Annotated in this window: 18 protein-coding genes and 1 pseudogene; 9 read left to right on the plus strand and 10 right to left on the minus strand. The window is 73.6% G+C overall.

Annotation, left to right across the window (positions count from 1 at the left end):
• Positions 1-843, minus strand: a pseudogene (locus KBX37_RS22865) (hypothetical protein); the annotation flags it as partial.
• A 202-nt stretch (positions 844-1,045) separates the two neighbouring features.
• Between KBX37_RS22865 and KBX37_RS22870 the strand changes: the two are divergent.
• The 4 genes from KBX37_RS22870 to KBX37_RS22885 all read left to right on the plus strand — a co-directional run bounded on the left by KBX37_RS22870 (position 1,046) and on the right by KBX37_RS22885 (position 6,913).
• Positions 1,046-3,724: a LuxR C-terminal-related transcriptional regulator gene (locus KBX37_RS22870; RefSeq protein WP_210777963.1), complete on the plus strand. Its 2,679-nt coding sequence runs from the start codon at positions 1,046-1,048 to the stop codon at positions 3,722-3,724.
• Between the two features lie 16 nt (positions 3,725-3,740).
• Complete coding sequence (locus KBX37_RS22875; protein ID WP_210777964.1) at positions 3,741-5,027, plus strand: nicotinate phosphoribosyltransferase; 1,287 nt, start codon at positions 3,741-3,743, stop codon at positions 5,025-5,027.
• Positions 5,028-5,043: 16 nt separating this feature from the next.
• Positions 5,044-5,625 carry an isochorismatase family protein gene (locus tag KBX37_RS22880; RefSeq protein ID WP_210777965.1) on the plus strand — a complete coding sequence of 194 codons (582 nt, stop codon included), beginning with the start codon at positions 5,044-5,046 and terminating at the stop codon, positions 5,623-5,625.
• Between the two features lie 64 nt (positions 5,626-5,689).
• Positions 5,690-6,913 (plus strand): MFS transporter, encoded by a 1,224-nt coding sequence (locus tag KBX37_RS22885; RefSeq protein ID WP_210777966.1) that lies wholly within the window; start codon positions 5,690-5,692, stop codon positions 6,911-6,913.
• Between the two features lie 817 nt (positions 6,914-7,730).
• Here KBX37_RS22885 and ctaD read toward each other — a convergent pair.
• Together ctaD and KBX37_RS22895 are read right to left on the minus strand one after the other, a co-directional pair.
• On the minus strand, positions 7,731-9,485 hold the full coding sequence (gene ctaD, locus KBX37_RS22890; RefSeq protein WP_210777967.1) for a cytochrome c oxidase subunit I: 1,755 nt from the start codon (positions 9,483-9,485) through the stop codon (positions 7,731-7,733).
• A 129-nt stretch (positions 9,486-9,614) separates the two neighbouring features.
• Positions 9,615-10,721 (minus strand): FAD-dependent monooxygenase, encoded by a 1,107-nt coding sequence (locus KBX37_RS22895; RefSeq protein ID WP_210777987.1) that lies wholly within the window; start codon positions 10,719-10,721, stop codon positions 9,615-9,617.
• A gap of 407 nt (positions 10,722-11,128) precedes the next feature.
• Between KBX37_RS22895 and KBX37_RS22900 the strand changes: the two genes are divergently transcribed.
• Positions 11,129-12,256 carry a cellulose binding domain-containing protein gene (locus KBX37_RS22900; RefSeq protein WP_210777968.1) on the plus strand — a complete coding sequence of 376 codons (1,128 nt, stop codon included), beginning with the start codon at positions 11,129-11,131 and terminating at the stop codon, positions 12,254-12,256.
• A 68-nt stretch (positions 12,257-12,324) separates the two neighbouring features.
• On the opposite strand, the gene KBX37_RS22905 is transcribed toward KBX37_RS22900, so the two are convergent.
• Positions 12,325-13,113, minus strand: coding sequence for an aldo/keto reductase (locus KBX37_RS22905; protein ID WP_247658722.1), 789 nt, complete (start codon positions 13,111-13,113; stop codon positions 12,325-12,327).
• 86 nt (positions 13,114-13,199) lie between these two features.
• Here KBX37_RS22905 and KBX37_RS22910 point away from each other — a divergent pair, with 86 nt between their 5' ends.
• Entirely contained in the window at positions 13,200-14,249 is a 1,050-nt protein-coding gene (locus KBX37_RS22910) for a DNA polymerase ligase N-terminal domain-containing protein (RefSeq protein ID WP_210777969.1), read from the plus strand.
• Between the two features lie 14 nt (positions 14,250-14,263).
• Positions 14,264-15,457, plus strand: a complete 1,194-nt coding sequence (locus tag KBX37_RS22915; protein WP_210777970.1) for a threonine synthase — start codon at positions 14,264-14,266, stop codon at positions 15,455-15,457.
• Positions 15,458-15,480: 23 nt separating this feature from the next.
• On the opposite strand, the gene KBX37_RS22920 is transcribed toward KBX37_RS22915, so the two are convergent.
• Together KBX37_RS22920 and KBX37_RS22925 are read right to left on the minus strand one after the other, a co-directional pair.
• Positions 15,481-17,265, minus strand: a complete 1,785-nt coding sequence (locus tag KBX37_RS22920) for a glycoside hydrolase family 15 protein (protein WP_210777971.1) — start codon at positions 17,263-17,265, stop codon at positions 15,481-15,483.
• Between the two features lie 96 nt (positions 17,266-17,361).
• On the minus strand, positions 17,362-17,754 hold the full coding sequence (locus KBX37_RS22925; protein ID WP_088963697.1) for a cupin domain-containing protein: 393 nt from the start codon (positions 17,752-17,754) through the stop codon (positions 17,362-17,364).
• Between the two features lie 523 nt (positions 17,755-18,277).
• Here KBX37_RS22925 and KBX37_RS22930 point away from each other — a divergent pair.
• Positions 18,278-19,372, plus strand: coding sequence for a beta family protein (locus tag KBX37_RS22930; RefSeq protein ID WP_210777972.1), 1,095 nt, complete (start codon positions 18,278-18,280; stop codon positions 19,370-19,372).
• A 1-nt stretch (position 19,373) separates the two neighbouring features.
• On the opposite strand, the gene KBX37_RS22935 is transcribed toward KBX37_RS22930, so the two are convergent.
• A complete protein-coding gene (locus KBX37_RS22935; RefSeq protein ID WP_210777973.1) occupies positions 19,374-19,655 on the minus strand; it encodes an iron-sulfur cluster biosynthesis family protein in 282 nt (93 codons plus the stop codon).
• 340 nt (positions 19,656-19,995) lie between these two features.
• On the opposite strand from KBX37_RS22935, the gene dacB reads away from it, so the two are divergent.
• On the plus strand, positions 19,996-21,579 hold the full coding sequence (gene dacB, locus KBX37_RS22940; RefSeq protein ID WP_210777974.1) for a D-alanyl-D-alanine carboxypeptidase/D-alanyl-D-alanine-endopeptidase: 1,584 nt from the start codon (positions 19,996-19,998) through the stop codon (positions 21,577-21,579).
• Between the two features lie 136 nt (positions 21,580-21,715).
• Here dacB and KBX37_RS22945 read toward each other — a convergent pair whose 3' ends face one another.
• The 3 genes from KBX37_RS22945 to KBX37_RS22955 form a co-directional block, all read right to left on the minus strand.
• Entirely contained in the window at positions 21,716-22,153 is a 438-nt protein-coding gene (locus tag KBX37_RS22945) for a nitroreductase family deazaflavin-dependent oxidoreductase (protein ID WP_210777975.1), read from the minus strand.
• 75 nt (positions 22,154-22,228) lie between these two features.
• Positions 22,229-23,116 carry a hypothetical protein gene (locus KBX37_RS22950; RefSeq protein WP_307849168.1) on the minus strand — a complete coding sequence of 296 codons (888 nt, stop codon included), beginning with the start codon at positions 23,114-23,116 and terminating at the stop codon, positions 22,229-22,231.
• 209 nt (positions 23,117-23,325) lie between these two features.
• A complete protein-coding gene (locus tag KBX37_RS22955) occupies positions 23,326-23,919 on the minus strand; it encodes a pentapeptide repeat-containing protein (RefSeq protein WP_210777976.1) in 594 nt (197 codons plus the stop codon).
• Positions 23,920-23,940: the final 21 nt, after the last annotated feature.

Raw genomic sequence — 23,940 nt, forward strand, 5'->3', positions numbered from 1 at the left:
GGCCCGGCGCAGCCCCTCGTCGGCGGCCCAGCCGACCAGGGCCCGGCGCAGGCCGGGATGCTCGGCCCGGTGCACCGGAAACCAGCGGGCGCCGGCGAGGGCGGGCACGGCGGCGAGCAGGGCCGCCCGGTGCGCCTCGACGCTGACCTCCGCCGGGTCCAGCAGGGCCGGCGCCTCGGCTGACGCGTCGCGGGGCGACGGGACGGGCGCCTCCGTGTCGTCCGTCCCGCCCGCCGCCTCGGCCGGGGCCCAGCCGCCCGCGCCGGGGGTGACCACGAAGAAGACCTCGACCGGGGCCCGGGCCACCTCGGCCAGCAGGTGCAGCTCCGCGCCGGTGAAGGCCTGGTCGGCGCCGATGACGTAGAGCAGCGCGCCGCCGCGGCCGACCGCGTCCAGGAGCATCCGGCCGCCGGCGACCCCGAGGGTGTCCGTGTCCGGCGTGTCGAGCACGGCGAAGTGACGCAGCAGCGGCTCGGGCAGGCTCAGCTCGACCCGGCGCGGCGGGCGGGCCAGCGCCGGGCCGGCGGCCGCCTGGTCGGCGCCGTAGGAGTGAGGCTGCCGGTAGCCCGGCACGTACGCCGCGCGGGTGGCGACCCGGGCGTGCCGGACCAGCAGGCAACTGCCCGCCGGCACGTCGAGCATGCCGGAGGCGACGCCGAGCAGGGCGGCGAGCACCTCGCGGCGGGCCGCGGCGGCCGGACCGGCGGCGACCACCGCCAGCGGCTCGTCGGCGCCGGGCTCGGTGACCCCCAGGCGGGCGGGGAGCGGACCGCAGCGGGGCAGCTCGGCCGCCCCGCCGGGACCGCCGGGCACGTCGACCCCGGGGAGTGGACCGGGCTTCATCGGCGGCTCCCGTGGCTGGCGGGCGGGCGGCGGTGAGCAGCCCGCATGGACATCCGGTGCGGTGGCATCCGGATTCCGGAAGGGTACGTCCGACACCCCCCGGCACCGAAAACCGCGGATACTCACCGGTAACGACGAGATTACTCAACTTCGCAGCGTGACGGTGTGCACGCGGACGGATTTCCGTCGATATGCTGCACCGATGAGTCGGTGGGGCTTCGTCGGCCGAACGGATGAACTTGACCGTCTGCATTCGGCCGTGGACGGAGCCGAGGGGCGCGGGCTCATCCTCAGCGGCCACGCCGGCATCGGCAAGAGCCGGCTGCTGCGCGAGGGGGTCAGCGCGCTGCCCGCCGACCGCTACGCGATCTGGTACGTGGCGGCCAGCACCGCCACCGCGGCGCTGCCGTTCGGCGGGCTGGCCCAGGTGCTCCCCGCCGAGCAGCCACAGGGGCTCTCCCCCGCCGGCGTACTGCGCTGGGGCGTCGAGGTGTTGCAGGAGCAGGCCGCCGGGCGGCGGATCGTGCTCGCCATCGACGACGCCCACCTGCTCGACCCGCCGTCGGCCGCGCTGGTCCACCTGCTCGCCCGCCAGGAGAACACCACCATCCTGGGGACGCTGCGCAACGGCGAGCAGGTGCCGCTGCCGATCCGGGCGCTGTGGACCGACGACCTGGTCGAGCACTTCGAACTCGCCCCGCTCGGTCCGGCCGAGACGGCCAACCTGCTCGCGGCCATCCTGGACGGTCCGGTCGACGCCGGCTCGGCGGACCGGCTGTTCCGGCTCTCCGCCGGCAACCCGCTGCTGCTGCGCGAGCTGGTGCTGGCCGCCGCCGGCGGCGGTGAGCTGGACCGCCAGTACGGCGTCTGGCGCTGGACCGGCCGGCTGGAGCTGGCCCCCAGCCTCACCGACCTGATCGACACCCGGATCGGGCGGCTGGAGCCGGGGGTGCGCGCCGTGGTGGAGCTGGTCGCCTTCGGCGAACCGCTCGGCCTGCACCTGCTCTACCAGGCCGCCGAGCAGGCCGACGTGGAACTGGCCGAGGAGCGTGGCCTGATCACCATGGTCCGCGACGACCGGCGGCTCGACGTCCGGCTGGCCCACCCCCTCTATGGCGAGATGATGCGCCGCCGCTGCCCGGTCACCCGCACCCGGCGGCTGCAGGCCCGCCTGGCGGAGCTGCTGGAGCTGGTCCGCGCGCGGCGCCGGGGCGACCTGCTCCGGGTCGCGGTGTGGCGGCTGGACTCCGGCACCGCCCAGGACGCCACGCTGCTGCTCGGCGCGGCCGCCCAGGCATTCGCCCGGTACGACGTACCCCTGGCGACCCGGCTGGCCCGCGCGGCGCTCGAGGCCGGCGGCGGCTTCGACGCCGCGGAGCTGCTCGCCACCATCCTGATGTTCGCCGACCGGCCCGACGAGGCGATCCGGGTGCTCGACGCGGTGGCCGGCGAGATCGACTGCGACCGGCGGCGCAGCCGATGGCTGACCGTGCGCGGCATGGTCAGCTACTGGGGACTCAGCCGGGAGTCCACCGTGGAGGAGATCGCCCAGGCGGGCACGGCCCTGACCGACCCGGGTGACCAGGCGCGGGTCCGCGCCTTCGAGGCGATCATGCGGCTGCACGGGTTGGACGGCACAGCGGCGCTCCGGCTCGCCCGGTCGGTGCTGGACCGCCCGGCCGCCAGCGTGGCGGCGCGGGAGCTGGCCCGCTGCACCATCGCCCACCTGGACGCGGCGCGGGGGCAGTTCCGCAGCAGCGCGAGCGCGATCGCCCGGGTGGCGGCGGAAGCGCCGCACTGGCGCAGCGACATGCCCTACCTCCAGCTCGCGATGGAACTGGCCCGGGGCACCCGGCTGGCCCTCGCCGGCGACCTGGCCGGCATCGACGCGATCGTCGCCGACGAGTTCGCCGACCTGGCCGGGGCCGGTGACTTCCGGCTCGGCACCGGCTACCTGGCGATCCTCCAGGCGTACGCGGCCCGGCTGCGCGGCCGCAGCGGCGAGGCGCTCAAGGTCAGCCTCGGTGCCTGCGCGGTGCTGGCCACCAGCCGCGTCTACGCCGGGCTGGCGCAGGCCGAACGGGCCCAGGCGGCGGCGCTGCGCGGCGAGGCCGAGCACGCCGCCGAGGCGATGGCCGAGGCTGACCGGACGCACGCGCCCGGCATGGTGGTGCTCTACCCCTGGCTGGAGCAGGCCCGCGGGACGGTGCTGGCGGCCGGGGGCGACCTGCCGGGGGCCACCAAGCACCTGGGCGACCTGGCCGACCGGCTCCGCGCCGACGGCTTCGCCGGGCACGAGGTGCTGGTCCTGCACGACCTGGTCCGGCTCGGGCAGGCGACGGCCCCGGTCGGCCCGACCTGCACCGACGGCAGCCGGCGCACCGTCGCGCAACGGCTGGGTGAGCTCTCCGAGCAGGTCGACGGGGTGCTGCCGCCGCTGCTGGCCCGGTACGCCCGGGCCACCGTCGCCGGTGACGACGCCGAACTGCTGGCGGTGGCCGACGGCTTCGCCGCGCTCGACCTGCCGGTCTGGGCCGCCGAGGCGACCGCGACCGCGCTGCGCGAGCTGCGCCGGGAACGCTCTGCCTCGGCCGGCGCCGCCCACGAGCGGCTCGCGGGCCTGCTCGGCGGCTGCGACCAGATCCGCACACCGGCGCTGGAGGCGTTGCGACCGGCACTGTCCGACCGGGAACGGCAGATCGCCACGCTGGCCGCCGCCGGCGTGACCAGCCGGGCCATCGCCGAGCGGCTGTTCCTCTCCACCCGCACGGTGGAGAACCACCTCCAGCGGGTCTACAGCAAGCTGGGCATCACCGGGCGGGCGGAGCTGCCGGCGGCGCTGCGGTCGATCACGGGCCACGACGGCACGGAACCGGCGTGAACTCTAGGCTGGGTCGGTGAGCACCCTTCGCCCCGCGCTGCTGACCGACCACTACGAGCTGACCATGGTCAGCGCCGCCCTCCGGGACGGCACCGCCGAACGCCGCTGCGCCTTCGAGGTGTTCAGCCGGCGGCTGCCCGCCGGGCGGCGCTACGGGGTGGTCGCCGGGACGGGCCGGCTGGTCGACCTGATCCGCGACTTCCGCTTCGACGCCGACGAGGTGGACTTCCTGCGCCGCACCGGCGTGGTGGACGACCGGGCCGCCGAGTGGCTGGCCGGCTACCGCTTCACCGGCGACGTCGACGGGTACGCCGAGGGCGAACTCTTCTTCCCGGGCTCACCGATCCTCACCGTCTCCGGCGGCTTCGCCGAGTGCGTGGTGCTGGAGACGCTGGTGCTGTCGGTGCTCAACCACGACAGCGCGGTGGCCGCCGCCGCCGCCCGGATGGTCACCGCCGCCCGTGGCCGCACCCTGATCGAAATGGGCTCCCGGCGGGCCCACGAGGAGGCGGCGGTGGCGGCGGCGCGGGCGGCGTACCTGGCCGGGTTCCGGTTCACCTCCAACCTCGCCGCCGGCCGGCGCTACGGCATCCCCACCGCCGGCACCGCGGCGCACGCGTTCACCCTGCTGCACGACGACGAGAGGACGGCGTTCGCCTCCCAGGTCGCCACGCTGGGCAAGGACACCACGCTGCTGGTCGACACGTACGACATCAGCCGGGGCATCCGCAACGCGATCGAGGTGGCCGGGCCGGAGCTGCGGGCGATCCGGATCGACTCGGGCGACCTGGCGGTGATCGCCCAGCAGTCCCGGGAACTGCTCGACTCGCTCGGCGCCACCGAAACGAAGATCATCGTCTCGGGTGACCTCGACGAGTACGCCATCGCCGCCCTCGCCGCCGAGCCGGTGGACATGTACGGCGCCGGCACCGCCGTGGTCACCGGCTCCGGCGCGCCCACCGTCGGACTGGTCTACAAGCTGGTCGAGGTGGACGGGCGGCCGGTGGTCAAGCGCTCCGAGCACAAGGCCACCATCGGCGGCCGGAAGGTCGCGGTACGCCGGCACAAGCCCACCGGCACCGCCACCGAGGAGATCATCGTGCCGCAGGGCGTGCCGGACCGGCAGCCCAACGACCGGCTGCTCCAGCGCTCCTTCATCGTCGACGGGGAGCCGGTCGCGCTGCCCTCGCTCGACGAGTCGCGGGAGCACCTGCGGCAGTGCCTGATCTCCATCCCGTGGGAAGGGCTCAAGCTCTCCGGCGGTGACCCGGCGGTGCCGGTCACCGTCGTCCCGGCAAGCTGACGAAGGAGTCACTCCGATGGCCAACGCCTTGATCATCGTGGACGTGCAGAACGACTTCTGCGAGGGCGGGTCTCTCGCCGTCGCCGGCGGCGCGGGGGTCGCGGCCGGCGTCTCCCGGCTGCTCGCCGCCGAGCCGGACCGCTGGGACCACGTGGTCGCCACCAAGGACTACCACGTCGACCCGGGCGCGCACTTCGGCGATCCGCCGGACTACGTCGACTCGTGGCCCCGGCACTGCGTCGTCGGCACCGCCGGTTCCGAGTTCCACCCCGACCTGGAGACCGACCGGGTCGAGATGATCTTCCACAAGGGCGAGTACGCCGCGGCGTACTCCGGCTTCGAGGGGCACGCCGACGACGGCGAGTGCCTCGCCGACTGGCTGCGCCGGCACGACGTGGACCGGGTCGACCTGGTGGGGATCGCCACCGACCACTGCGTCCGGGCCACGGCGCTGGACGCCGCCCGGGAGGGCTTCGCCACCACCGTGCTGCTCGACCTCACCGCCGCCGTCGCGCGGAACACCCTCGACGTGGCGCTGCGGGCGATGGACGGCGCCGGCGTCACCCTGCGGGGCGAGCCTGTGATCAGGGACGCTTGAGCCGGTAATCGCTTGCCGATGTCGTATCTCCGGCTGAGGATGGCCGCCGGAGGTACGGACCATCATGAACTTGACGCCTTACCGGCAAGCGCTGGCCCTGCCCGGGCTCCGGTCGTTGCTGCTGGTGTCCGTGCTGGCCCGCATCCCGCTCACCGCGACCGGGGTGACGCTCACCTTCTTCGTGGTGCTCGACCTCGGCCGCGGCTACGGCGCCGCCGGCCTGGTCGGGGCCGCGATGACCGTCGGGGCGGCGCTCGGCTCGCCGCTGCTCGGCCGCCTGGTCGACCGGCGCGGGCTGCGCCCGGTGGTCGCCGTGACCACCGTCACCGAGGCGGTGTTCTGGGCGAGCGCGCCGACGCTCTCGCTGCCCGTGCTGCTGCCGGCCGCGTTCCTCGCCGGCCTGCTCGCCCTGCCGATCTTCTCGGTGATCCGGCAGTCCATCGCCGCGCTCGCCCCGGAGGACCGGCGACGTCCCGCGTACGCACTGGACTCGATGTCCGTCGAGCTGTCGTTCATGGTCGGGCCCGCGCTCGCCGTGGCGCTGGCCACCACCGTCTCGGCGCGCACCACCCTCTGGGCGGTCGGTGCCGGCGTGGTCGCCTCGGGCGTCGCGTTCTGGCTGCTCAACCCACCCACCCGCAGCGCGGACGAGCCGGCTGGCCCGCAGCCCCGCACGCCCCGCCGGGAATGGCTCACCCCCCGGATGCTGGCCGTGCTCGCGGTCAGCAGCGCGGCGACCCTGGTCCTCGGCGGCACCGACGTCGCGGTGGTCGCCGTGCTGCGGGCCAGCGGGGAGGTCGGTTGGACCAGCGCGGTGCTCACCATGTGGGCGGTCGCCTCGCTGATCGGTGGCTTCGCGTACGGGGCGGTCCGCCGCTCGTTCTCGCCGCTGGCGCTCACCGCCGCGCTGAGCCTCTGCACCATCCCGGTCGGGCTCGGCGGCAGCCACTGGTGGCTGCTCTGCCTGGCCCTCATCCCGGCCGGCGCGCTCTGCGCCCCGACCATCGCGGCGACCTCCGACGCGGTCAGCCGGCTCGCCCCGGCGGGCGTCCGGGGCGAGGCGATGGGCCTGCACGGCTCCGCCGTCACTGTCGGCATCGCGCTCGGCGCGCCGCTCGCCGGCGTGGTGATCGACGCCTCGCTACCGCTGTGGGGCTTCGCGGTCACCGGCGCGATCGGGCTGGCGGTGACGCTGGCCGTGCTCCCCGTCGAGCTGCGCCATCGCCGCGAGACCGCCGCCGTGTCCGACGTGGCCGACGCCGCCGACCTGGCCCCCGCCACCACGTGACCCCGCCGTCCGCCGGGCGATCCGGCACCGCTCTCGCACCCTGCCCGGCGGCCCGGCGGCCCGGCGGCCCGGCGGCCCGGCAACCCCGGTGCCCGGCAACCCCGGTGCCCGGCGGCCCCGGTGCCCGGCAACCCCGGTGCCCGGCAACCCCGGTGCCCGGCAACCCCGGTGCCCGGCAGCCCCGGTGCCCGGCGGCCTCGCGCTGGCGCAGGCCGGCAGCCCGGCGGTCGGGCAGGCCGGCGGCCCCGGCGGTCGGGCAGGCCGCCGGTCGGGCAGGCCAGCGGTCGGGCAGGCCAGCGATCGAGCAGGCCAGCGATCGAGCAGGCCAGCGACCCGACAGCCGGGCGATCGGGCCGGTCGGGCAGACCAGCGATCGGATGACCCAAGCCAGGCAGACCCGCAGCCGGGTGGTCGGGGTCAGGGATCGGCGTGTCGCGGCGGTCGGACACATACCCGATGAGCGATATACCTGAGAGGCATAAATATGCCTCTCAGGTATATCGCTCACGAGCGCATCCGCCTCCGGCGGGTGTGACGATCCACGATCCACCCGCCCAGATTCCGCCGTCGCCGGCGAGCCGGGGTCAAGCGGACCAGCTGTTCCCGACGCGGGGCCGGCGCCAGGAGAGCCGAGCCCGGAACCGGGGCAGATGCCGCCGCCGAGACCGACCAGCCAGCCGAGCGCCGCCCAGACGACGGGCAACCGAGCGCCGCCAGACCGGAACGCCACGACCGACGCCGGTGCGAGCCCAAACGGCGACGGGCGCCGTACCCCTGGTGGGGTGCGGCGCCCGTCATCGGTGTCGCGTGCGGCGCGTCAGCGGTCGATGTTGCTCGCGGTGTCCTCGCGGTAGCTGGCGCCACCGTCGGACTCGCTGGTGAGCGGCTTGGAGCCGCCCTCCGGCGGACCGGCCAGGCTGTGGCCGGCGGCCAGCTGCGGGAACTTGTGGTCGAAGGCCGGCCGCTCGGAGCGGATCCGCGGCATCCGGTCGAAGTTGCGCAGGGGCGGCGGGGAGGTGGTCGCCCACTCCAGCGAGTTGCCGTGGCCCCACGGGTCCTCGACCTCGACCACCGGGCCGGTCTTGTACGACTTCCAGCAGTTCCAGATGAACGGCAGGGTCGAGATACCGGTGATGAACGCGCCGATCGTGGAGATCGTGTTCAGCGTGGTGAAGCCGTCGCTGGGCAGGTAGTCGGCGTACCGACGCGGCATGCCCTCGTTGCCCAGCCAGTGCTGCACCAGGAACGTGGTGTGGAAGCCGATCATCGTCAGCCAGAAGTGGATCTTGCCGAGTCGCTCGTCGAGCATCCGGCCGAACATCTTCGGGAACCAGAAGTAGATGCCGGCGAAGACGGCGAACACGATCGTGCCGAAGAGCACGTAGTGGAAGTGCGCCACCACGAAGTACGAGTCGTGCAGGTGGAAGTCGAGCGGCGGGCTGGCCAGCAGCACACCGGTGAGGCCACCGAGGAGGAAGGTCACCAGGAAGCCGATCGAGAAGAGCATCGGCGTCTCGAAGGTGATCTGGCCCCGCCACATGGTGCCGATCCAGTTGAAGAACTTCATACCGGTGGGCACGGCGATCAGGTAGCTCAGGAAGCTGAAGAACGGCAGCAGGACCTGACCGGTGCCGAACATGTGGTGCGCCCAGACGCTCATCGACAGCGCGGCGATGGCGATGGTCGCGGCGACCAGACCCTTGTAGCCGAAGATCGGCTTACGGGAGAAGACCGGGATGACCTCGCTGATGATGCCGAAGAACGGCAGCGCGATGATGTACACCTCGGGGTGGCCGAAGAACCAGAACAGGTGCTGCCAGAGCATCGGCCCGCCGGTGGCCGGGTCGTACACGTGGGCGCCCATCAGCCGGTCGGCGGCGAGCGCGAAGAGCGCGGCGGCCAGCAGCGGGAAGACCAGGATCGCCAGCAGGCTGGTGACCAGCATGTTCCAGGTGAAGATCGGCATCCGGAACATCGTCATGCCCGGGGCCCGCAGGGTCAGGATCGTGGTGATCAGGTTGACCGCGCCGAGGATCGTGCCCAGACCGGAGATGGCCAGGCCGACGACCCACATGTTGGCGCCGACGCCCGGCGAGTGCTCGACCGTGCTCAGCGGGGTGTAGGCGGTCCAGCCGAAGTCGGCGGCGCCACCCGGGCTGATGAAGCCGGCTGTCGCCATGGTGCCACCGAAGAGGTAGAGCCAGTAGGCGAAGGCGTTGAGCCGGGGGAAGGAGACGTCAGGGGCGCCGATCTGCAGCGGCACGACGTAGTTCGCGAAGGCGAACACGATCGGCGTCGCGAAGAACAGCAGCATGATCGTGCCGTGCATCGTGAACAGCTGGTTGTACTGCTCGGGCGACAGGAACTGCAGGCCCGGCCGCGCCAGCTCGGCACGCATGATCAGGGCCATCAGGCCACCGATCATGAAGAACACGAACGCGGTGACCATGTACATGATCCCGATCTGCTTCGCGTCCGTGGTGCGCAGCAGCCGCGCGATGGCCGACCCCTTGACCGGCTCTCGGACCGGCCATGGCCGGGTCACGACCGGCTTGGGTGCGACGGTGGTCACGAATGGCCTCCGGTTCTCGGTTGTCCCGCTCGGCACGCGCTTCTATCTGCGAGCCGTCATCCGCAAGGAGGATAGTCCCCGGCAGGTGGGTGCGCCGCTCGGGGTGGTGCGGCAGGATGGAGGGCCGCTCTACAGCGGGTCGACGAGCAGCCGGTAGTGCTCGCGGAAGATTCGACCGCCGCGCCCGCGCAGCAGCGGGTCGCGCAGCGCCGGCGGCACGTCCCGGGTCCGGTTACGGTCGCGGGTCCGGTCCCGCACCCATCGGGTACGCGGACGGCGGCGACTCTCGTACGCCACCAGCGCCGCCTCCACGCTGCCGGCCGCGGTCAGCGACTCGGCGAGCACCACCGCGTCCTCGAACGCCATCGCCGCGCCCTGGCTCAGGGTCGGCGCGGTGGCGTGGGCCGCGTCGCCGACGAGCAGCACCCGCCCGCGGTGCCAGCGGCCCAGCTCGACCTCGTCGGTGAGCCCCACCTGGACGTCGCGCAGCGCGTCCAGCACCGCGGGCACCGGTCCGCCGTACTCCCCGAAGAGCTCGCGCAGCCGCGCGCCCGGATCGGCCGGGACGACCGTGCCGGCCTCGTCGGCGTAGCAGTACAGCCGGCCCGCGCCGATCGGCACCACCAGGAAGCCGGCGCGCTGCCCGAGCAGGGCCGTCCAGTCGGCGATCTCCGGACCGTCACGCACCACACTGCGGTAGACCACCTGGCCGGCGGGGCGGGGCGGCCCGCCGAGCGCGGCCAGGGAACGTACCGCCGAACGGGGCCCGTCGGCACCGATCACCAGGTCGTACTCGCCGCCGGTACCGTCGGTGAAGGTGACCCCGACGCCGGCCGGCAGCAGCTCGACGGCGCTGACCTCGGCGCCGTGTCGCACCGCGCCGCCGGCGCCGCTGAGCAGCACCTGGTAGAGGTCGCGCCGGAGCAGCGCCCGGCACTCGCCGACGCCGGACCAGAGCGCGTCGAGATCCACCTCACAGAGCGGCTCGCCCGCCGCGTCCAGGAAACACTGGCGGTGGATCACCTGGCCGAGCCGGCGGACCGGGCCGTCCAGGTCGAGCCGGCGCAGCGCGCGGTCGGCGTTGCCGGGCAGATAGAGGCCGGTCTCGACCAGCTCGTTCGGGGGCAGCTTCTCGGTGACGTCCGGCCGGAAACCCGCCATCCGCAGCGCCCGGGCGACGGCCAGACCGGCGATGCCCGCGCCGACGACAAGGATGCGCAGGGGGGAGCCACCCATGGTGGTGTACGCCTCCGGAGGGGGGATCGGCACGCGTTGGAGGCAAGACACTACTCCGCGCGATCGACACACGGTAGGCCTGATCGGCCCTGGCGGTACCGCTCGTCGGACCCACGCTCCCATTCGTGCAAGGGATTCACGTCTCCGCCCGGCGGACCCCCCATCCCCCGGTACGGCGACGCCTCCCACTCCCGGCTGAGCTGCGGCTTCGCCCGCTCGCGATGGCGCGATGCGGAAGCGGCGTCGAAGTTCCACCGCATCGCCCTCCGCCGTCCGGGTCGGGTTCAGCAAGCCGGTCCGGTTGCACTCCTGTTGCAGACATGTAAATGTGTCGAATGATATGGGAGCGCTCCCGCGCCCCTCCCCGTCCCGTCCGGCGCCCCCACGCCGGCCTCCCGAGGAGCATGATGAAACGTCCACTCCGCGCCATCGCCGCCGCCGGCCTGCTGGCCGCCGGATCGCTGGTCGCCGTCGCGCTCGGCGGCACGGCCTCAGCCGACACCCAGATCTGCGAGCAGTTCGGCTCCACCGTGATCCAGAACCGGTACGTCGTGCAGAACAACCGCTGGGGCACCACCGCCCAGCAGTGCATCAACGTCACCAGCACCGGCTTCGAGATCACCACCCAGAACGGCAGCAACCCCACCAACGGCGCCCCCACCGCGTACCCGTCGGTCTTCTTCGGCTGCCACTACACCAACTGCTCCCCCGGCACCAACCTGCCGATCCAGGTCAGCCAGCTCAGCAGCGCCACCAGCAGCATCACCTACAAGTACGTCAGCGGGGCCAGCTACAACGCCTCGTACGACATCTGGCTCGACCCGACGCCGAAGAAGGACGGGGTGAACCAGATGGAAATCATGATCTGGCTCAACCGCCAGGGCCCGATCCAGCCGATCGGCTCGCCGGTCGGGACGACCACCCTCGTCGGCCGGACCTGGGAGGTCTGGCGAGGCAGCAACGGCTCCAACAACGTCATCTCGTACGTCGCGCCGTCGCCGATCACGAGCATGAACTTCAGCGTGCTGGACTTCATCAACGACGTGAAGAACCGCGGCGCGATCACCAGCAGCTGGTACCTGACCAGCATCCAGGCCGGCTTCGAGCCGTGGCAGGGCGGCGCCGGGCTTGGAGTGACCTCCTTCTCGGCCAGCGTCAACGGCGGCGGCTCCACCACCCCGCCGACCACTCCCCCGCCGACCACCCCGCCGCCGGGTAGCGGATGCGCGGTGAAGTACACGCCGAACGCCTGGAACAACGGCTTCACCGCCGACGTGACGATCACCAACCGCGGCTCCAGCACCATCAACGGGTGGAACCTGACCTACAACCTGCCCGCCGGGCAGCAGGTCACCAACGCGTGGAACGCGACCGTCACGCAGAGCGGGTCCGCGGTGAGTGCGCGGAACGTCGGCTTCAACGGGTCGATCGCTCCCGGAGGTACCGCGAACTTCGGGTATCAGGGGACGTTGAGCGGGGCGTACTCGTCGCCGACGAGCTTCTCGCTCAACGGGGTGGCCTGCTCGCGCGCGTGACCCTTGCCGAAACAACGGGGGGGGCGTGACCGCTCGGCCACGCCCCTTCCCACCCCTTGAAGCGTCGGTCAGCCGCCGAGCGCGTCGATGTCGCGGATCTCCTCGGCCGTCAGCGAGAAATCGAAGACATCGGCGTTGGCCCTGATCCGCTCCGGGGTCACCGACTTGGGGATGACCACGATCTCGTGGTCGATGTGCCAGCGCAGCACGACCTGGGCGGGCGACACGTCGTGCGCGGCAGCGATCCGGGTCAGTACCGGATCGGAGAGGTCGCTGGTCTTGAAGGGGCTGTAGCCCTCCAGCACGACGCCCCGGTCGCGGTGCTCGACGTGGCGCTGCCGGTCGTACAGCGACGGGCTCCAGCGGATCTGGTTGACCGCCGGGTTCTCCTCGGTGGCCTGGATCAGCTCGTCGATCAGCGCGGTGCTGTAGTTGCTCACCCCGACCGCCCGGGTCAGGTTCTCGTCCCGGGCCGCCAGCAGCTCCCGCCACACGGGGATGCTGTCGGCCGGCGAGGACGGCGGCCAGTGGATCAGCCAGAGGTCGACGTGATCGGTGTCGAGCGCGCGCAGGCTGGCCTCGATCGTCTCCCGTTCCCGCCCCACCCGGTCCGGCGGCAGCTTGGTGGTGATGAAGATGTCCTCGCGGCGCAGTCCGCTCTCCTTGATCGCCCGGCCGACCTCCTCCTCGTTGCCGTACATGGTGGCGGTGTCGATGTGCCGGTAGCCGGCGTCGAGGGCGGCCAGCACGGCGTCGTAACCAGCCTGGCCGCTGGCCTGCCAGGTGCCGAAGCCGAGCAGTGGCATCCGGACGTCGCCGGGGAGCAGCGCGGTGGGCTGGTTGAGGTGCGGGTCCATACGGACCGTTCTACCCGTGATCGCCGGTGACATGCCCCGGAACCGGGCAACCGGCGGAGCCGGGCGGTTTGCCGGAGAATGCCGGTGTGGCGGACCGTCTGGAGGAGTATCGGCGCAAGCGGGACGCGGCGCGTACCCCGGAACCGGTGCCGCCGGAGCGGCCGCGCCGGCGGCGGCGGCAGGCCGGCGAGGCCCGGTTCGTGATCCAGCAGCACCACGCCCGCGCGCTGCACTGGGACCTGCGGCTGGAGCGCGACGGGGTGCTCGCCTCCTGGGCGGTGCCGCGCGGCCTGCCCCGGGACACCGCGCGCAACCACCTGGCCGTGCACACCGAGGACCACCCGATGGAGTACCTCGACTTCCACGGCGAGATCCCGGCCGGCGAGTACGGCGGCGGAACGATGACCGTGCACGACCGGGGCACCTACCAGTGCGAGAAGTGGCGCGACGACGAGGTGATCGTGGTGCTGCACGGCGCCCGCACCAGCGGCCGGTACGTCCTCTTCGCCACCGGCGGCCGCGACGGGCGGGACTGGATGGTCCGCCGTACCGACCCGCCCCCGCCCGGCTGGACGAGCATGCCGGAGCTGGTCCGCCCGATGCACCCCACCCCGTCCGGCCGACTGCCCGGCGACAGCGCGGAGTGGGGTTACGAGCTGCGCTGGGACGGCGTACGGGCGATGGCGTACGTCTCCGGCGGCCGGCTGCGGCTGCTGTCGGAGACCGACGAGGACGTCACCGGGGCGTACCCCTGGTTGCGGGACATGGCCGAGGCGCTGGCCCCGACGGAGGCCGTGCTGGACGGCGTCCTGGTCCGGATCGATCCCGCCGGCCGGGTCCGCCCGGCCCGGCCGAAGCGGGCCGCCGCCGACGCGCAGTTCCTGCTCTTCGATCTGCTCTGGCTGGAGGGTGTGGCCAGCCTCGACGTGCCGTACGCGCAGCGCCGGGAGCTGCTCGACGGTCTGGCGCTGGCCGGGCCGCACTGGCAGACTCCGCCGTGGTTCCCCGGCACCGGCGCCGAGGCGCTGGACACGGCCCGCGGGCAGGGGCTGCCCGGGGTGGTGGCCAAGCGGCTGGACTCGGGCTACGAGCCGGGCCGACGCAGCCGCCGCTGGCTGAGCATCGAGGCAGGCTGACGGCGAGGAGCATCGTGTACCTGACCCACCTGGAGTGCCCGCGCTGCGGACGGGAGCACGACGCCGACCGACCGGCCAACCTGTGTGGGTGCGGCTCGCCGCTGCTGGCCCGCTATGACCTCGCGGCGGTGGCCGAGGCGGTGACGCCGGAGCGGTTCGGCCTGCGCCCGGCCGACCTGTGGCGCTACCGCGAGGTGCTGCCGGTGGCCGACGAGCGGCACGTCACCACGTTGGGCGAGGGCTGGACGCCGCTGTTGCGCGCGCCGGCGTACGGGGCGGAGATCGGCATTCCGGACCTGATCGTCAAGGACGAGGGGCTGACGCCGACCGGGTCGTTCAAGGCGCGCGGCGCGGCGGTGGGGGTGAGCCGCGCCCGGGAGCTGGGCGTCGAGCGGATCGCCATGCCGACCAACGGCAACGCGGGGGCGGCCTGGGCGACGTACGCGGCCCGGGCGGGCATGGGCGCGACCATCGCCATGCCGCTGGACGCGCCGACCATCTGCCGGCGGGAGTGCCTGGCCGCGGGCGCGGACCTGCGCCTGGTGGACGGGCTGATCGGCGACGCCGGCCGGTGGGTGGCGAAGCTGGTCGCCGACTCGGGCGGGACGGTCTTCGACGCGGGCACGCTGCGCGAGCCGTACCGGCTGGAGGGCAAGAAGACCATGGGGTACGAGATCGTCGAGCAGCTCGGCTGGCAGGTGCCCGACGTGATCATCTATCCGACCGGCGGCGGGGTCGGGTTGATCGGCATCCACAAGGCGATGCACGAGCTGCGTGAGCTGGGCTGGGTGGAGGACAAGCTGCCCCGCCTGGTCGCGGTGCAGTCCACCGGGTGCGCCCCGGTGGTGCGGGCGTTCGCCGCCGGACAGGATCGGGCGGAACCCTGGGCGGACGCGCACACCGTCGCCTTCGGCATCACCGTCCCCGCCCCGCTGGGCGACGAGCTGATCCTGGCCGCGCTGCGGGAGAGCAGCGGCACGGCGCTCGCCGTCGACGACGCCGAGATCCTGGCCGACCTGCGGGACTTCGCCTGCCGGGAGGGGCTGCTGCTCTGCCCGGAGGGAGCGGCCTGCCTGACCGCCGCCCGGCACCTGCGCGCCGGCGGCTGGATCCGGGCCGGCGAGCGGGTGGTGGTGCTGAACACCGGGGCGGGGCTGAAGTATCCGGAGACGGTGGACGTCTCCGGCGTACCCGTGGTGGCGGCCTGACCCGTCGGATCTCGTCGCGGCAGTCAGCCGGCGCTCAGATCCGCGAACCGCCAGGCCGCGTTGATCAGCCCGATGTGCGACAGCGCCTGCGGCGTGTTGCCGAGCTGCGCGCCGGTACGCAGGTCCACCTGCTCGGCGAAGAGCCCGAGGTCGTTGGCGTGCCCGAGCACCTGCTCGAACAGCCGCCGGGCCCGGCCCTCCTCGCCCGCCAACAGCAGGCACTCGACCAGCCAGAACGAGCAGAGCACGAAACCGGCCGGGTCGCTGCGCCACCGTCGTACCAGGCCCTCGTCGCCGCCCAGCTCCCGCTCGATCGCGTCGATGGTGGCGCGCATCCGGGGGTCGGTTGCGGGCAGGAACTGCATGATCGGCAACAGCAGCGCCGAGGCGTCCAGCTCCGCCGACCCGAAAACACCGGTGAACGCCCCGACCCGGTCGTTCCAGCCGTCGCGCAGCACGGTGTCCCGGATCTCGTCGCGGATCGCGGCCCACCGCCGTGGGTCGGCCCGCTCACCCAGTCGGGGCGCCATCTGGACCGCCCGGTGCAGGGCGCACCAGCTAAGCACCTTGGACGACAGGTGGTGCCGCTCGCCGTCCCGGGTCTCCCAGATTCCGTGATCCGGCAACCGCCAGGTCGCGGCGACCTGCTCGGCCAGCCCGACGACCATCTCGCGCAGCTCCTCGTCGAAGGTCTCGCCGAGATAGTCGTGCAGCCGCCAGACCGCCGAGATCACCTCACCGGGCACGTCCAGCTGCCGCTGTCGCCAGGCGTCGTTGCCGACCCGCACCGGGCGGCTGCCCGCGTAGCCGCGCAGGTGCACCAGCTCGCGCTCGGAGATGTCCCGCTCCCCCGCCAGGCCGAACAGCACCGGGACCGGCTCGTCGCCGACCCGGCCGATCGCGCGGGCCGCCCAGGCGAAGAGCCGGTTCGCCTCGGTCGGGCAGGCGGCCACCCAGAACGCGCGCATCGTCATCGCGAAGTCACGTAGCCAGGAGTAGCGGTAGTCGTAGTTGCGGTCGCCGCCGCACCACTCCGGCAGCGACGTGGTCAGCGCGGCGGCGACCGCGCCGCTGCGGGTGTACGTCAGACCGGTGAGCACGGTCGCGCTCTGGCGCACCTGCTCGGCGTACGGACCGTCGTAGTGGTGCATCCCCCGGTACGCCTGCCACGCCTGCACCGTCTCGGCGAGCGCGGTCAACGGGTCCACCTGGGCCGGCCGGTCGCCGTGCACCGGCGCGTACGCCAGATCGAAGCCGACGCACTCCCCGGCGGTGACCTCGAACTCCTGGCGGACCCGGTCCCGCCCGGCGCGCAGCGCCGGCCCGTTGCTGCGCAGGGTCAGCGCCACCGGGCCGGCGACGGTCACCACGGCACCGTCGGGCTTCTCGTGCAGGTACGGCGTGAGCAGGCCGTACTCGGGGCGGGGCGCGAAGTCCAGCCCCATCCGGACCCGCCCGCCGAGCCCCTCGACCACCCGCAGCAGCACCGCCGGGGAGTTCATGCCCAGTTGGTGACCGCGGGCGCCCACCTCGGCGGCGAGCGCGTCGGTGACCGCAACGCTCCCCTCGGGGGTGTGGTGGACCGTCCGCAGCACCAGCGTGTCCGGCTGGTACGCGCGCTCCACCCGGGACGGCCCGAGCGGTGCCAGCCGCCAGTACCCGGCGTCCGGGTCGAGCAGCCGGCCGAAGACCGACGGCGCGTCGAACCGGTCGGGGCACCACCAGTCGACCGAGCCGTCCCGGCCGACCAACGCACCGGAGCGACAGTCGGAGAGGAACCCGTAGTCGGAGATCGGCGGCTGGTCCACCCGCCCCGGGTACCCGGACCGACCGGGTTCAGGCCGGTCAACGGGCCGGGTCAACGGGCCGGTCGGCGGGGCCGGTGGACCGTGCCGCCGGGGCGGTCAGGACGTCGGCGGCTCGTCCTCGCCGGCCGCCTCCGCCGCGTCGGCCTCCTCCTTCGTCCGGTGCACCACCTGGTCGGCGTGCTCCGGCGGGCCGTAGACGGTGTAGAGCACCAGCGGGTTCGGCCCGGTGTTGACGAAGTTGTGCTTGGTGCCGGCCGGCACCACCACCAGGTCGCCCTGGACGACCTCCCTGGTCTCCCCCGCCACCCGCGCCTCGCCGGTACCGCTGACGAAGGTCAGGATCTGGTCGATCCCGTCGTGCACCTCCTCACCGATCTCACCGCCCGGCGGGATGGTCATGATCACAAGCTGCGTCTTCTCACCGGTCCAGAGCACCCGGCGGAAGTCCGGGCTCTTCTGGGCGACGGTCGCGATCGTGAAATGCTCCATGACGCGCTCATACCCGGCCCGGGCCTCCGTCACGCCGGGACTGTCAGATGGTGGGATTCCCCACCCGCCCGAGGTTTGCCGCCCCGCGCAACGGGCATCGACCACACTGACGGCTGCGTACCAGCGGCTGTCGAGCCAGGTCCCCGCTGGCGTACCGCCGGAGGGCTGCGGTGGTGGGAGACGGCCGGAGCGCGGCGACGTGACGACCCAGGGGTCGGGCGGCGCCGTGCGCCCGTGTCCGGGCTTTCAGGTCAGCACCGCCAGGTGGAACGGCCGGTCGTTGCCTCAGCGGCGGCGTTGGGGCACGGGCGGGGAGCCGACGCAGACCACCCTCAGTTCGTCCTCGCCCCCCGGGCCGGCGAAGCGGACCTCGACGTGCTCGTCCGGGCCCCCGGTCGACGTCGTGAGCGGCCGGCCCACCCCTGACTTCGGCCGGGCCGATCGGCGGTCGGCCACAACGGTCTGCGGTCACCACCGGCCGTTCAGCCCTGTGATACAGGCGAATGTCTGGCTAGGCTGAGGTATGGTGCCCGCCCACCGGGGTCGGGTGGCGGAACCGGTCTACCACCCCATCCTCGCCAGCCGGCGGGGCGAGCTGGAGGCGCTGTCCCACCTGGACGGCGCTGTGGCTCCACTGCTCGCTCCGGTCCTCGAACTCTCCACAGTCGACCCGGTCACGCTCGACCTGCTCGGCCGACTGCCGGCCGGGCTCGTCCCGGCGGTCGACGTCTCCGCCCTGCCCGAGGTGCCGGAGACCGAGCTGGTCCGCTGGGGCGTACCGGTGATGCCGGTGATCGGGCTGGCCGACAGCGACCGCCGGCTGGTGGCGCACGGGGTCGCGGCGCAGGCGTACGCCCGGCGCGCCGTGGTCCGACTGCGGGCCGGCCAGGACCGGGCCGGGCCGGACGCGACCACCGCCGCGGCGGAGCGGATCTGGCGGTACGGCCGGCTGGTGCCGGAGCAGTGCGACCTGCTCATCGACGCCGGCGACGTCTGCTGCCCGGCCGACCTGCGGGTGACCGAGCCACGGGTGCGGCGGTTGGTGGACTGGGCGCGCCGGCACGCGTGGCGCACGGTGACCGTGGCGGCCGGCGGGATGCCGCCGACGCTGTCCCGCCTCCCCACCGACGAGCCGGTACGCCTGGACCGCTGGGACTGGCTGCTCTGGCAGCGCCTCGCCGACCTCGGCGTCGGGTACGGCGACTACGGCGTCGCCGCCGCGTCGCCCGCCGGGGAGGGGCCGGGTGACCGGTTCCCCACGGTGCGGTACACGGCGGACGGCGCCTGGTGGGTCTACCGCTGGTCGCGGCGGGGCGGCCGGGGCGACGAGCGCTTCGCCGACCTGTGCCGCACACTGGTGGCGGCGCCGCACGGGCCGCCGGCCGGGGCCGGCGTCTCCTGGGGCGACCACGAGCTGCTGCGCCGCGCCCGGCGGGTGGCCGGTGCGGGCTCGCCGACCAACTGGACGGCGTGGAGCACATCGCACCACCTGGCGCACGTGCTGGCCACGCTGACCCGGCCGGCCCGGGACCAGCGCCCCGGCCCGTGGCGCGGCGAGGAGGAACGCGGACGTCCCACCCGGCCCCACCGGGGCGGCGAGGCGCGCCGGGCCGGCTGAGTCACCCTCTCTCGGTGAAGCCGAACTGCACGATGCCCTCGTCATCGACGGTCGCGTCGACCGAGGTGTCTTCGAGCAGTTCGGCGGCGTCCTCGTCGAGGAAGATACGGGCCCCCTGGTTGTCGACCACCTTGTCGCCCTGCGCCGGCTCCGGCACCAGCTCGATGCTGAGCGAACCGGCGTCGGTGTCGGCCGCGATGCGCAGCCCGCCGTCCTCGGCGACGTCCTGCTGGAGGGCGAGGTCGCGGATGACCATCACGGCGTTGTCGGTCATGGTGAGCATGCGGAACTCCTCGTGGGTTCTCGGAAGTGGGACGTCGCGCGGAGTCATGAAGCGCGCACCTGATGGCGAACCGGTCGTCGCCCGGCGAATCGGGGCGCATTGCGCGGCCCCCTCACCCCCACCGTGCCCGCTGGGCGGGCGTCCGTCAAATAGACCGGGCTCTGTGGGAGCGCCCCCGCGCCTGCGGCGTTTCCGCTCCCCAACGCCGCTGGCGCCCTACGCTGGGACCGAGGTGGCCGGGGCCGGTCAGCCGCCGCCCCGCCGCACCCGGACCGAGATTCGGAAAAAACTTTCGGCGGGGAGTCTTGCCTGGCGGAAATCTCCATGACAGCGTCGACGCATGCATCGTCGTCTCTTTACCCGGAGTCTGGCGCTGGCGACGCTCGCCGCCACCGCGGCCGCCACCGGCGCCCTCCCCGCCACCGCCGAGTCGCCGACCCCGGCGGCCACCCGGCTGCACGCCACCATCGACGCGATCCTCGCCGACGCCCGGCTCACCGGGGCGCAGGCGGGCGTGGTGGTGGTGGACACCGCCACCGGGCAGACCCTGTACGACCGCAACGGTGACCGCCGGCTGATCCCCGCCTCCAACACCAAGCTGCTCACCTCGACCGCGGCACTGGAACTGCTCGGCCCGGGGCACCGGTTCACCACCGACGTGCACTCCACCGGGCAGCGCCGGGCCGGGCTGGTCTCCGGCGACCTCTACCTGCGCGGCGGCGGCGACCCGACGATGCTCGCCGCGGACTACGACGCGCTCGCCGCCGAGGTGGCCGCGGACGGCGTACGGGTGGTGACCGGCAACCTGGTCGCCGACGACACCCGCTACGACCGCACCCGGCTCGGTCCGGACTGGACGTGGGACGACGAGTCGTACTACTACGCGGCGCAGGTCTCGGCGCTGACCGTCGCCCCGGACACCGACTACGACGCCGGCACCGTGATCGTGCACGCCGCCCCGGCCGCGAGCGCGGGCGCACCGCCGACGATCACCATGACGCCGCCCAACGGCTACCTGCGGATCGACAACCGGGCCGAGACGGTGGCCGAGGGCGAGACCACGATCACCTTCGAACGGGAGCACGGCACCAACACCGTGGTGGTCACCGGCCAGATCGCCGTCGGCGACGCCCCGTCCAGCGACTGGATGACCGTCTGGGAGCCGACCGGGTACGCCGCCGACGTCTTCCGGGCCGCGCTGCGCCGCCACGGCGTGCGGGTGCTCGGGCGTACCGTGCTCGGCCGGGCCACCCCGGACGACGCGGCACCGGTGGCCCGGCACGACTCGATGACCCTGGTCCAGCTGATGGTGCCGTTCCTGAAGCTGTCCAACAACGGGCACGCCGAGGTGCTCACCAAGGAGATCGGGCGGGTCATCTCCGGCTCGGGCACCTGGTCGGCGGGGCTGACCGCGATCAGCGAGTACGTCGCCGACACCGGCATGAACACCGGCACCCTGCGCCAGCGCGACGGCTCCGGGCTGTCCCGGCGCAACCTCATCCCGCCGGCCGAGTTCGTCGCCCTGCTCGCCGCGGTGCGCGCCGAGCCCTGGTTCGCCGACTGGTACGCCGCCCTGCCGATCGCCGGCAACGCCGAGCGTTTCGTCGGCGGGACGCTGCGCAGCCGGATGCGCAACACACCGGCGGCGAACAACGTGCACGCCAAGACCGGCAGCCTGACCGGGGTCTCCGGCCTCTCCGGCTACGTCACCGACGCCGACGGCCGGGTGCTGGCCTTCTCCGTGGTGCTCAACAACTACCTGGCCTCGTCGGTGAAGGGGCTGGAGGACCAGATCGCCATCGCGCTGGCCTCGTACACCGAGAAGAGCGTGAGCACCGCGCGGGTCGCGCCGCCGGTGGCGCCCGACGCGCCGCGCGCCCCAGAGGGGCTGGAGTGCTCCTGGGTGAAGCCGATCGCCTGCTGAGAACGGGTGCGGGGCCCCGTCCGGAACGGGACCCCGCACCCGCCGGCTCAGCCGGCCGCCGCGGCCGCTTCCCGCAGCTGGGCGGCCGTGCGGCGCGGGTCGTAGTCCGGCCCGACGATTACCTCACGGGTAAGGGTCAGACCCGCTCCAGCACCACCACGGGGATCTCCCGGTCGGTCCTGGTCTGGTAGTCGTCGTACGCCGGCCAGATGTCGACCATCGTCCGCCACATCCGGGGCTTCTCCTCGGGCCCGGCGGTCCGCGTCCGCACCGCGAACGTCTCCGCGCCCACCTGCACCTCGGCCTCGGGATCGGCGAGCAGGTTCAGGTACCAGGCCGGATGCTGGGGCGCGCCGCCCTGCGAGGCCACGACCAGGTAGTCGTCGCCGTCGCGGCCGTAGATCAGCGCGGTCCGGCGCAACTTGCCGCTGCGGCGGCCACGGGTGGTCAGCAGCAGGGTGAAGACGCCCGGCCGCCACTCGTGCCCCTGCTCGCCGCCGGTCTCGACGTACCGTCGGATGTGGTCGGCCACCCAGCCCTCGGGGCTGTCCAGCACCTGCTCGCTCGCCGTCACGCCCGCCTCCCGCGCCTCGTCGCCGTCGCCGCGCCCACGCTACTCCGGCCTGCCGGGCAGAGCCGGCGAACCGGGTCAGCGCAGGGCGACCGCACGCAGCGCGACGTTGCCGCAGTCGTTGAAGGTCTGCTCGTTGGTCCAGGAGATCAGCAGCTTCTGCCCCGGGGCGACCCGGAACCGGACGACGAACTGGGCGCTGTGGTTGGTGTGCGGGTCCTCCAGGCGCAGGGTGCTGGTCGGGCCACCGGTGGAGAGCCGCACGTCGAGCCGGCCGCGGGCCATCCAGAGCCCGGCGAAGAGGTGCACGGTGCGCAGTTCGCCGCTGCCGAGCACGGCGAGGCGGAAGCCGTTGCCGACGTCGCAGGTGTGGATGCCGGTCGAGGTGCCACCCTCGCCCTGCACCGGGGCGCCGTCGCGCCAGCCGAACAGCTCCGGGTCGGTGTCGTAGCTGCTGCGCGCGCCCGGCCCGCCCTCGTCGCGGATCTCGCCCGAGCCTCCGCGCTTGCGGACCACGGAGTCCGGGCCGCGCAGCCCCCAGTGCACCCAGTCCCGGGTGCCGAGGTGGGTCAGGTCCACCATGGCCGGCACGTCGGCCCGGTCCACGCTGAGCAGCGGCGTCGTCGGCTTCGGCGCCGGCGTCGGGGTCAGCGAGGGCGACGGTGGGGGCGTCGGCGGGCGCTGCCGGGGCCGCAGCCCCGGCGACGCGACCCCGGCCTCGGTCACCTGGCCGGGCAGGCCGGTCGGGCGGCCGGCCGGCGTGGAGGCCCCGCCGGGCAGCGCCTCGCCCGCACCGCGCGGCTCGGGCTTCGGATCGATGCTGAGGTACGCCACCAGCGCGGCGAGGCAGACGACGGCGGTCAGCGCCTCGACGGTCCACCGACGACGGTGCCGGTGCCGGGCGATCCGACGTGCCGTGCTCAGGCCCCGGTCGAACCCCGTCCGTCTCGGCTCGTCGTCCGTCACCGCTTCTCCGCTCTCCCCACCCACGGTCGCGCCCGCGCGGCGGTCGCGGGTCGCTGCGTGAGCCGCCTCACGTTTTCATCCGAACGGCCTCTTGCGCCACCTGCGGGGGCAGGGGCGTTTCCAGTTCGTTACCAAGCGGTAGTAACGGAAACTTTCCTGTCAGTTATAGCCGTCCGTCCGGTTCGTAGCCAGCCGAGTCCCACCGGGAATCAGCGGATCTCGAAGCCCAGCGCCCGGGCCAGCACCATCGCCTGCTCCGGGTCGATCACCGCGCCGGCCCGCTCGACCGCCGTCGGGTCCAGCGCGGTGAGGTCGCTGCCGCGCAGGTCCGCCCGGCCCAGCCGCACCGCGTGCAACTGCGCGGCGGAGAGGTCGACGCCGGTCACCGTCGCCCCGGTCAGGTTGGCCCCGGTCAGATCGGCCTCCCGCATCCGCACGTCGGTGAAGCTCACCCCGCGCAGGTCCGCCCCGGGCAGCGCGACGAACGACCAGTCGCCGCCGGCGACCCGCAACGGCCGCAGGTCGCACTGGTCGAAGGTGCTGCCCACCAGCTTGCAGCCGGTGAACTCCGCCTCGAAGAAGTTGCACCGCCGGAACACGCAGCGGGTGAAGGCCGAGTCGACGTGCCGGGACGAGTTGAACCGCACGTTGCCGAAGGTGCACCCGGTGAAGGAGGCGCCCCGGCTGGCCGCCTCGGTGAGGTCGACGTCGTGGAAGACGCAGTTGACGAAGTGCCGGTCGACCAGTTCCTCGGCGTACCAGTCCTGCTGGCGGAACGTGACGTCCTCGGTCGGCTCGGGCATCGCACCACACTATGCGGCGGC

Origin of the sequence: Micromonospora sp. U56 (assembly GCF_018070095.1) — a bacterium.
In the GTDB taxonomy this organism is placed as follows: domain Bacteria; phylum Actinomycetota; class Actinomycetes; order Mycobacteriales; family Micromonosporaceae; genus Micromonospora; species Micromonospora purpureochromogenes.